The sequence below is a fragment of the Bradyrhizobium sp. Tv2a-2 genome (assembly GCF_000472425.1).
GTDB lineage: Bacteria > Pseudomonadota > Alphaproteobacteria > Rhizobiales > Xanthobacteraceae > Bradyrhizobium.
In genome coordinates this window covers 1-8,592 of record NZ_AXAI01000060.1, presented here as the reverse complement: position 1 = coordinate 8,592, position 8,592 = coordinate 1, and the positions used below count along the sequence as shown (strand labels likewise).

Sequence of the window (8,592 nt, the reverse complement as noted above, 5' to 3'; positions counted from 1 at the left end):
CGGAAGGCGACGATAATCGCCTCCTCCTCGATGGAAAGTACGGTCGATTTGGCTTCCTTGGGGCCTGTCGGAAGATCAGCGGCGGTCTCACGCTGTTTCCACTTCGCGACAGTCTTCTGGTTGATCCCGTAGCGCTTAGCGAGGGCTCTCAGGCTCTCTTGACTATTTTGTATTGCTCGACGGACTGCCTCCGTCGTGGTGGCGCAGCCGTGTAAAACTTGTCCCATAGCGCTTCCTTCGAATCGTGCGATAAGGATGCACCTCAAAGTCCGGGACTAAACACCTAGTGCTGCTGTCGTACGAGGCCTTCGCTGATGACGATCTGATGAAGGCCGCCAAACAGAATTTCAGGCCGATCCCTTCGATCGTATCGGACGTGAAGGACAACAGCCTCACGCGCGATAAAATTGAGCTCGGCAAGCTGCTGCTTTTTTGATCCGCGGCTGTCAGCGAGCCAGATCATCAGCTGCAACACGTGCTATAATGTCGGCACCGCTGGTGTCGATGCGGGGCCGACATCAGTTGGCTACGGCTGGCAAAAAGGTCCGCCGTCGGGCACCGACAGTGTATAATGCGGTGTTCAGTATCGCGCAGTTCTGGGATGGACGGGCGCCCGATCTCAAAGCTCAGGCTAAGGCGCCCGTACAGGCGAGCGTCGAGATGAATGCGACCCCCGATCGCGTAGTCAAGACGCTGAGCTCGATGCCTGGCTACGTTGCTATGTTCAAGAAAGCGTTCCCCGACGACGCGTCGCCGGTGACTTTCGATAACTTCGGCAAGGCCGTAGAGGCTTTCGAAACCACCCTGATTACGCCGTTTTCCCGCTTCGATTTGTATCTCGAAGGAAATTCGGATGCCCTAAATGAGCAACAGAAGATCGGGCTGAAGCTGTTCATGGAAACGGGTTGTTCATCCTGTCACAACGGTATCAACATCGGTGGACAAGATTACTTCCCATTCGGCGTGACAGAGAAGCCGAGCGTCAATGTGTTACCGGCCACAGACAAGGGGCGGTTTGCAGTGACGAAGATATGGGCCGACCAGTATGTTTTCCGCGCGGCGCCGCTGCGCAATGTCGCCTTGCGGGCACCTTACTTTCACTCGGGACAGGTCTGGAGCCTAAAGGAGGCGGTCGGGCCAAGCGCAGCTTGGTACCAGGCTGAGCGAAAAGGAAGCGGATGATATCGTCGCGTTCCTCGGTTCGCTGACGGGTCCAAAGATCGAATATCCCATCCTGCCGGTGCGGACAGAAAGGACGCCGCCTCCATCTATTGGCAGATAGACCGCACTCGTTCTCGACAACGTCAACACCTCAAGAACGTCTCCCCGGCCATACGTTGGCGAACGAAACAAGATGGCTATCGTACAAACGGTCGGATATGTCGCTGACGTTACACTCTCGCACCCTGTGCGACGACCGGGTGCTACGGGACGGATTCAGCGCATTTTCAAGAGCAACGGAATTGACTGCGAGACAATAGGACCAAGCGCGTCTTACCCGACAAGGCCGAACCTCATGGGGGAGGCTCAATGCCTACGAAACAACAGTCGCGCAAGGGAGCCAAGGGAGGGTTGAGCGCTCGAAGGTGCGACACCAAGAACGGGCGTCGAGGAGGTCGGCGCGCGCTGATTGCGGTTACGCCATCAACTGATAACGCTGGAACAAAATGGCTCTTCCATCCCGCCGCTGACGGCAAAATGCCGACCAAGTCGAGACTCAGATCTGGGGCTTGTATCGCACGTAACGTCAGGTTGTAGCATTCAAACTTGAGCAAGCGCTGCCTTCGCTGGGAAGGAGTTTATGCAAGTGGATATGCTTGACGTCATTGGCATCGGGATCGGTCCGTTCAATCTCAGCCTCGCAGCACTCATCGAACCGACCCGGCTGCGTGCATTATTCCTAGAGAAGCGCGAGACATTTTACTGGCACCCGGGCCTCGCATTGCCAAATAGCCGGTTGCAAGTGTCGCCACTGAAGGATTGCGTGACCTTGGTGGATCCCACCAGTTCGTATTCCTTCTTAAACTACCTGGCGATGCACGGGCGCCTCTATAGTTTTGTCAACAAGCGAAACGCCTCCACCTCCCGCCGGGAGTTCTCCGATTACTACCAATGGGTGGCGCAACGACTGAGAACGCTTCGATTTGGCGAAGAAGTGGTCGACATTGTGCCTTTCAAAGACGGCTACCGCGTCAATACGAGTACAACCACGTACCTCGCGCGCGCCGTAGTCATAGGGGTAGGCGTAGAGCCCAAGATTCCAGTGTGCGCTAGCGCTTTTGTCGGCGAAACCGTCTATCATGCGGCTGATTATCTAGAGCGAAGCCCCCCTTCAACTGGCGAGCACGTGCTCGTAGTGGGAGGCGGTCAGAGTGGCGCTGAGATTGTTGAGCACCTTCTTACCCGCTCGGTTGGCACGCGGATTACCTGGGCAACGTCGCGCACAAATCTGTTGGCGATGGACGATAACAGCTTCGCCAACGAAGCTTACATGCCGGGATACAGCCACCGCTTTCACGCTTTGCCTCTGCAGCAGCGACGATCCATTGTCGAGCGCGAGAAGCTGACAAGCGACGGTGTTTCTACTGAATTGTGCAATCGTCTCTATGAGATGCTGTACGAACGCGACGTGGCGGGCTCGCTAAGCGAGAGCTTCCGCTTGTTGTCGAGTGTAGTCGTGACAAACATCACGTCTCACGACAAGCGTTGGCGAGTAGATTTGAGCGGAATCGCCACTCAGAGGGGTCATCGGCTTTCCGTTGATCGGATCGTGCTCGCCACGGGGTTTCAGCCACGCACACCGCCGTTTTTGCAATCCCTTCTCGGCGGCGCGCGCATGGAGGAGGGGCTGCCTGTGCTGGGTCCGGACTATGCGGTCTGCTTCAGCCAGCAGATGCCAGGGCCAGTGTATTTGCAGAACCAAAGCCGCCTGCAGCATGGCTTGCAAAGCGTCAATCTTTCGCTGGTGGCATACCGCAACAGTCTCATCATAAACGGACTGCTTGAACGGCCGTTCTATGTGAATACGGCAGAGCGGCAGGTGCTCGAGGGCTATGAGACGAGAGGGAAAGGCGTCGAGCCGGTTGTACCGCGCTCCGCGCAACATGTGGCCGCGATCACATGAGGAGAGGGACCTTGTCTGCCATAAGCAGTCATCGTGTTGATGGCTCTGCTATCGCTGCAGGCCAACTACCACTCGGTCTGCGCTACCAGGCGTTCGCGCCATTGTTGGTTGCTTCGGTTGTTATCGCGGCAGCGTACGGCACGAGTTTCCTATTGCCCGATTACATGCAGGCGCTCGGTAAGGACAGTGAAGTCGCGGGTGCAATTATCTCCAGGGCCACCGCTGCCATCATATTGTGCTGTTTCCTGGCAGGTTGGATGGCCCAACGCGTTGGTATCATGCCCACTGTGACAGGCGCCTCTTTGGCCATGGCGCTGGCGATGTTGCTCCTCGCCGGCGCCGGCCTCGACGAGCGCGCGGCCTATGCGGGAGGTATGTTGGTCGGTGTAGGATGGTCGGTTTCGTTCATTCTGTTGCCGCTGCAGATCATTCGTCATCTAAGGCCTGCGGCACGTCTCCAATACTTGACGATTTTATCCGGCTCACAGATGGCCGGCCTAGGCCTGGCGACTCCATTCGGTCACTTATTGGCGAGGTGCACCGGCTCGATGTCCGTGGTCTATGCACTGTTCGCGACGGCGTGTGTTATCGCAGCCCTCTGCTTAGAGGCCTCTCGGCGGGCTATGGTGAACATGCCAACAATGCCGATGCCGCACATCGAGATCACAGCAGCCTGCACGGTCGCGCTCCTCCGCAAATGCACTGCGGTTCCAATCGCCATGATTACAGTTGCCGCCTGCATTTTCTCGGGGCTTTCGACTTATCAATCCGCCTACGCCGCATCCCGTCACCTGAATTCTGATTTGTTCTTTCTTGTGTTCACCGCTGCCAGCGTGGCGTTGCGCTTTTCAGTCGCTCTCGCGATCGGCCGCGTCCCAGTACATCGCCTTGCGCTCACGCTTATGCTCGCGACAGGTGCATCATTGGTGCTGTTTCTCGTTAATACGGGGAGTACCTCCCTCTATATCACGGCCACTGCAATCTTCGCGGTAGGCTACGGGCTAAGCTATGCGACCCTCAACGGAATGGCCGTCAATCTCGCGGACGGCCAAGGACTATCCGTGCCCGTCACCTCGCAAATGTTCTCGCTAGCCTATTTCCTCGGATTGTTCGGCTTCCCGTTACTGGGCGGCCAGTTGATCCGGGGATCCGGGCCGGACGTCATGCTGCTCACGCTACTGGGCGCAACTGCCACGAATGCCGTCCTGGCAATCGCCTCGCGCAAATACTGCCACAAGGTCCCCCTCACTTTGAGAAAGGAGCTCGCACATGCTGACTGAAGCACAAAAGACGAAATGGGATCAGGACGGATATATCCGACTTGAGGGCTTCTTCGATGCTGTTACCAGGGACAAGATTTCGAACGGCGCGGAGGAAGTCGCGCGCTGGGATGTAAGCGACGACAAGTGGATGCTGTGGTTCGAGAAGACATCCGATAATCGCAAGATTATATCGAAAGCGGAGAACTTCTTAGACTATCACGACGTTCTGCGCGAAACGCTGCTGGCTGACGGCCGGATCAGCGAGACGATAGAGACGCTGCTTGATGAGAACGCGCGGATGTTAAAGGAGCTGCTGATCTTCAAGTATCCTGACAGCGGCGGATACCGCCCGCACCAGGACATCTATCACGTCCACCACAACGTACCGGAACGCATGGTGCATGCAATAGCCGCTGTTGCCATAGATGACTCGGTCCCTGACAACGGTGGCCTTTTCTTCACGCCAGGTCGCCATAAGGAGGGGCTGTTTCCCATGGATGACGGCTGGGTGATCAATTCAGGGGTCTCCGACACCTTTAAATGGGAGCCGACGCCATGGAAAGCCGGAGATCTCTTCATTTTTGACGATTACGCGCCTCACTACTCGTTGCCAAACAAGAGCGATCGCTCTCGCCGCGCCCTCTATTTGGTGTTCCAGCGCGCATCGAGCGGCGGCCCAACGCGCGCGGAATATAACCGCATGAAGCGCGCTTACAACCCACCAGAAGACGGAGTATCCGATCTCGAGAATCTAAAGCTGCCGAATGGCATACTCTATCGCGATTGAGTGACACGGAGGAGAGACCGGCGTGTACACCAAGCAGATCGATCGTTCACTGATGCGAACGGAATATGGCGTGCTGGTTTCACGCCTCCTGGAGCATCTGCCGAATGGCCTTAGAACCGAGTTCGGCATCTCTATCGTTGTGGTCGCACCAGGTGGAGCGGTCGATCTGCACGCGCACCACGAGCACGAAATATGGGTGCTGATATCTGGTCATGGAGAATACGAAGCAGACGGTCAGAAGCAGTCCATCAGCGAGATGACATTGTGCTACATGCCGCCACACCAGAAGCACGCGATCCGTAATATCAGCCAGGATATTGAGCTCAAGTTCTTATCTATTTGGTGGGAGTGACATGCGCACCTACTATGTCTGTCCCGCTCCCCCTTGCCCCAATGGAAAGCTACATCTTGGTCACGTCGGTGGTGTTTACCTACTTGCTGATATCTTCGTCCGCTTCCAGCGAATGGCCGGTCATCGCGCCTACTATATCACGGGCGCAGATGAACATGGCACCTATACGCTGGTAAAAGCGCGAAAGCTCGGTCGAGCGGTCGACGACGTTGCGCGAAAACACATTTGCGAGATCTTGCAGTGCTTATCCGCCGTGCAGATTACGCCGGATGTGTTCGTCCGTACGTCCAGCGAAATCCACAAAGACAATGCTCTGGCCATTTTTCGCGAGCTGCAGGAGGCTGGATGCGTCGATGTGCGGAGCGGAACCCAACTCTATTGCGAATACTGCGACGAGTTCGTTGCCGATTCGCTGGGCGTCGGAAATTGTCCAGCATGCCAGGCGGATACCGATAGCAGCTTGTGTGAGAATTGCGGGCTTGCGATCCAGCACGACACACTCCGCAACGCGCGGCACGCCACGTGCGGTCGTGAGCTGGTGCTGGCTCCGATCAAGCAGGCCGTATTCGATGTCCCTCGACTGGCTCAAGCTCTGGACGAAGCTATTGAACAAAGCGCCTGGCCGGAAGTGATCCGCGACAAGACACGTGCCTGGCTCGCTGCCGACGTACACGCCCTGCCCATGTCGCGCCATTTCAGTTACGGTGTGAAGCTAAAGCAGCCTGATCCTCTGATCGGCCAAACTCTACTCACCTGGTTTGAAGGCCTGTGGTGTTTCGAGACCGGGATTCGTGAACAGTGCGGCCGTGACAATCTGGAAGCCAACTCGGTGATGCGGGATACGGACACCCAAGTCTTGTTTTTTATGGGCCAGGACAACCGGTTTTACTACACAGCAGGTGTGACCGCAGCTCTGCTCGCGCGCGGCTATCCAATCCCTAAAAATCATTCCATCCAAGATTTCTACAAGTTGCAGGGCCTGAAGTTTTCTACGAGTCGTGGTCATGCGCTTTGGGCCGACGAGGTGGCGCGTGAGGTGGATTCCAACGTACTCTGCTATGCGCTTGCGCGAGTGGCCAAGCCGTTCGGCAGTGATCAGAACGATTTCGATATGGGCAAGCTGATCAAGGCCACATCACAAGTCCGGGTCTGGGAGGATGCGTTGCGCCGCTATGCACAGAGGGCGCGCATAGTGGATAGAAGGGGGCTCTGCTCGAACCTAGGCTGCCTGGCTGAGCGTTACGTCGATGCGATCGAGGCACTGCAGTTCTGGGAAGCGCTCGATATCGTAGACACGTACTTTGATGTCGCGGCCTTTGGACAGGACAGTAGTGGGATGTGGAATGCAGAGCAAATCTCTTTGTTCCTAAGTCTCCTTTATCCGGTGCTACCTGAGATTGCGATACGATACGGTCAGCATTTCTTCGGCTTGCAATGGTGGCCGTCGCTCGTGGATTCTCTTAGAGAGGCTAGTTTACCAGCGAGGGGGAGCGTCGACTTTCCGTATTTTAGTGAGCCGATACCGGCCAGCTTAATCGCGGCCTGCAATGAGCGATTTGGTACGGAACGGGTTAATTCAACCCGATCGACAATGTCATGACTCCACCTTTCTCGAACCGCTGCTCGCTTGCTCGAGGCTTTACGGCGTTCAATTACTCGGACGTGAAGCGCGCCATCAATTTCGGGTACGGGCTCCCCGATCCCGTGATGTTTGCAGAGCTGGCGTGGCCGAATCCATTCACCGGGCATACCGGCGTCGCTCCCGTCGATTTGCCGCAATACACTGATGCGGCGGGTTTGCCGGAGCTCCGGGCGAGGCTCGCACTTCGCTACGGAGTGCGGCATGACGAGATTATGCTCACCAGCGGTGCTTCACAGGCTCTACAACTGGTTGCGGAAGCCTGGATCAATCCTGGCGATGTTGTTCTGACCGAGGACCCGTCCTACTTGGGTGCGCTCCGGACATTTTCAGTCTTGGGCGCGTCCGTGGTTCAGCTCAGTATGGGCGCGGATGGGGCCGACCTGGACGAACTCGAAGCGGTGTTGCGCAAAAATGCGCGCGTAAAGCTTTTTTACACGACGCCATCATTTCATAACCCGACTGGGCGTTATATACCGCGCACCTATATGGGGCGTTTGGCAGCGCTATTAGCCCATCATGGGCTGCCCCTGGTGCAGGATCTTGTCTATGCGGAGCTGCCCTATGCCGGCGCAGTCGATTGGCTTCCGCCAGGCGGGAACGTTATCAATCTTCATAGCATTTCCAAAATTGCCGGACCAGGTCTGCGGCTAGGCTGGGTGCTTGCAGAATCGGAAATCATCAAAAGGCTTGTTCGCCTCAAACTGGACGGCGGCGTAAGCCCCATAACCAGCAATGTCGTCTTGTCATTATTGCAGTCAGGGGCCCTTGATGCCCATATTTGCCGCTTGCGCCAGCATTATCGAACCAAGCGAGACGATCTAAGCACGCTGCTGCAGTGTAGTCCCATTTTCGAACCAGATTATGTCTTGCCGAGCGGTGGCTTCTCGTTTTGGCTACAACTGGTTGCGGCGACTGATGCCGAAGCCTTCATCGAGGCTGCGCGCCGTCAGTATGACGTGCACCTTGTCCATGGCCGCAACTATGGCCCTCAAAGCGTCGACCACGTCCGGTTGTGTTTCAGCTATCTTCCAATGTCTGCGATCGAACAGGGATTGGCGCTTTTGGGCGACTTACACGCGAAGCTCTAGGTGTGGAGCCTCAAGAGGTTATACCCGGCCAAGCCGAGCCTGCTGATTGGCGGTACAGACCCGATACTGCCATGAGGACGATGCCAATTGTAGCGGTGGAGCCATCTTGGCAGCTCGGCGGCGCGTTCTCTTGAGGTGTTGTAGGCCTGGGCGTAAGCCCACTCGCGCAGGCTGGTTTGAATGAAGCGCTCGGCCTTGCCGTTGGTTTGTGGGGTGTAGGGCTTGGTGCGGATGTGTTTGAGGCCGAGGCGCTTGCAGGCCTTCTGGAAGGCAATGGATTTGTAGCAGGCGCCGTTGTCGGTCATGACACGCTCGACCGTGACGCCCAGGCTTGCAT

At 56.6% G+C, this 8,592-nt stretch carries 8 protein-coding genes and 1 pseudogene; 7 read left to right on the top strand and 2 right to left on the bottom strand.

Annotated features, from left to right (window positions below):
- Positions 1 to 227: helix-turn-helix domain-containing protein (locus A3AI_RS0141260; RefSeq protein ID WP_024521052.1), on the bottom strand; the 227-nt coding region annotated here is incomplete at its 3' end.
- Positions 228 to 325: 98 nt separating this feature from the next.
- On the opposite strand from A3AI_RS0141260, the pseudogene A3AI_RS44850 reads away from it, so the two are divergent.
- The 7 genes and pseudogenes from A3AI_RS44850 (at position 326) to A3AI_RS0141225 (ending at position 8,255) form a co-directional block, all read left to right on the top strand.
- Positions 326 to 1,282, top strand: a pseudogene (locus A3AI_RS44850) (cytochrome-c peroxidase).
- Between the two features lie 531 nt (positions 1,283 to 1,813).
- The gene (locus A3AI_RS0141250; RefSeq protein ID WP_245287088.1) at positions 1,814 to 3,124 is read left to right on the top strand and encodes a lysine N(6)-hydroxylase/L-ornithine N(5)-oxygenase family protein; all 1,311 of its coding nucleotides are present in this window, start codon (positions 1,814 to 1,816) and stop codon (positions 3,122 to 3,124) included.
- A gap of 11 nt (positions 3,125 to 3,135) precedes the next feature.
- Positions 3,136 to 4,404: an MFS transporter gene (locus A3AI_RS0141245; protein WP_245287087.1), complete on the top strand. Its 1,269-nt coding sequence runs from the start codon at positions 3,136 to 3,138 to the stop codon at positions 4,402 to 4,404.
- Positions 4,394 to 5,173 carry a phytanoyl-CoA dioxygenase family protein gene (locus A3AI_RS0141240; RefSeq protein ID WP_024521049.1) on the top strand — a complete coding sequence of 260 codons (780 nt, stop codon included), beginning with the start codon at positions 4,394 to 4,396 and terminating at the stop codon, positions 5,171 to 5,173. The genes A3AI_RS0141245 and A3AI_RS0141240 overlap by 11 nt, the downstream gene beginning before the upstream one ends.
- Before the next feature lie 22 nt (positions 5,174 to 5,195).
- On the top strand, positions 5,196 to 5,525 hold the full coding sequence (locus A3AI_RS0141235) for a cupin domain-containing protein (protein WP_024521048.1): 330 nt from the start codon (positions 5,196 to 5,198) through the stop codon (positions 5,523 to 5,525).
- Between the two features lies 1 nt (position 5,526).
- The gene (locus A3AI_RS0141230) at positions 5,527 to 7,125 is read left to right on the top strand and encodes a class I tRNA ligase family protein (protein ID WP_024521047.1); all 1,599 of its coding nucleotides are present in this window, start codon (positions 5,527 to 5,529) and stop codon (positions 7,123 to 7,125) included.
- On the top strand, positions 7,122 to 8,255 hold the full coding sequence (locus A3AI_RS0141225; protein ID WP_024521046.1) for an aminotransferase-like domain-containing protein: 1,134 nt from the start codon (positions 7,122 to 7,124) through the stop codon (positions 8,253 to 8,255). Before A3AI_RS0141230 ends, A3AI_RS0141225 begins: the two co-directional genes overlap by 4 nt.
- Here A3AI_RS0141225 and A3AI_RS0141220 read toward each other — a convergent pair.
- The coding region (locus A3AI_RS0141220; protein ID WP_024521045.1) for an integrase core domain-containing protein at positions 8,252 to 8,592 on the bottom strand (341 nt) is incomplete at its 5' end. The two genes, A3AI_RS0141225 and A3AI_RS0141220, sit on opposite strands and share 4 nt — an antisense overlap.

Excerpts from the sequence above, each read along its gene's own strand:
- A3AI_RS0141240 (WP_024521049.1), top strand. The coding sequence starts at position 4,394 with ATGCTGACTGAAGCACAAAAGACGAAATGGGATCAGGACGGATATATC.
- A3AI_RS0141250 (WP_245287088.1), top strand. The coding sequence starts at position 1,814 with ATGCTTGACGTCATTGGCATCGGGATCGGTCCGTTCAATCTCAGCCTC.
- A3AI_RS0141225 (WP_024521046.1), top strand. The coding sequence starts at position 7,122 with ATGACTCCACCTTTCTCGAACCGCTGCTCGCTTGCTCGAGGCTTTACG.
- A3AI_RS0141230 (WP_024521047.1), top strand. The coding sequence starts at position 5,527 with ATGCGCACCTACTATGTCTGTCCCGCTCCCCCTTGCCCCAATGGAAAG.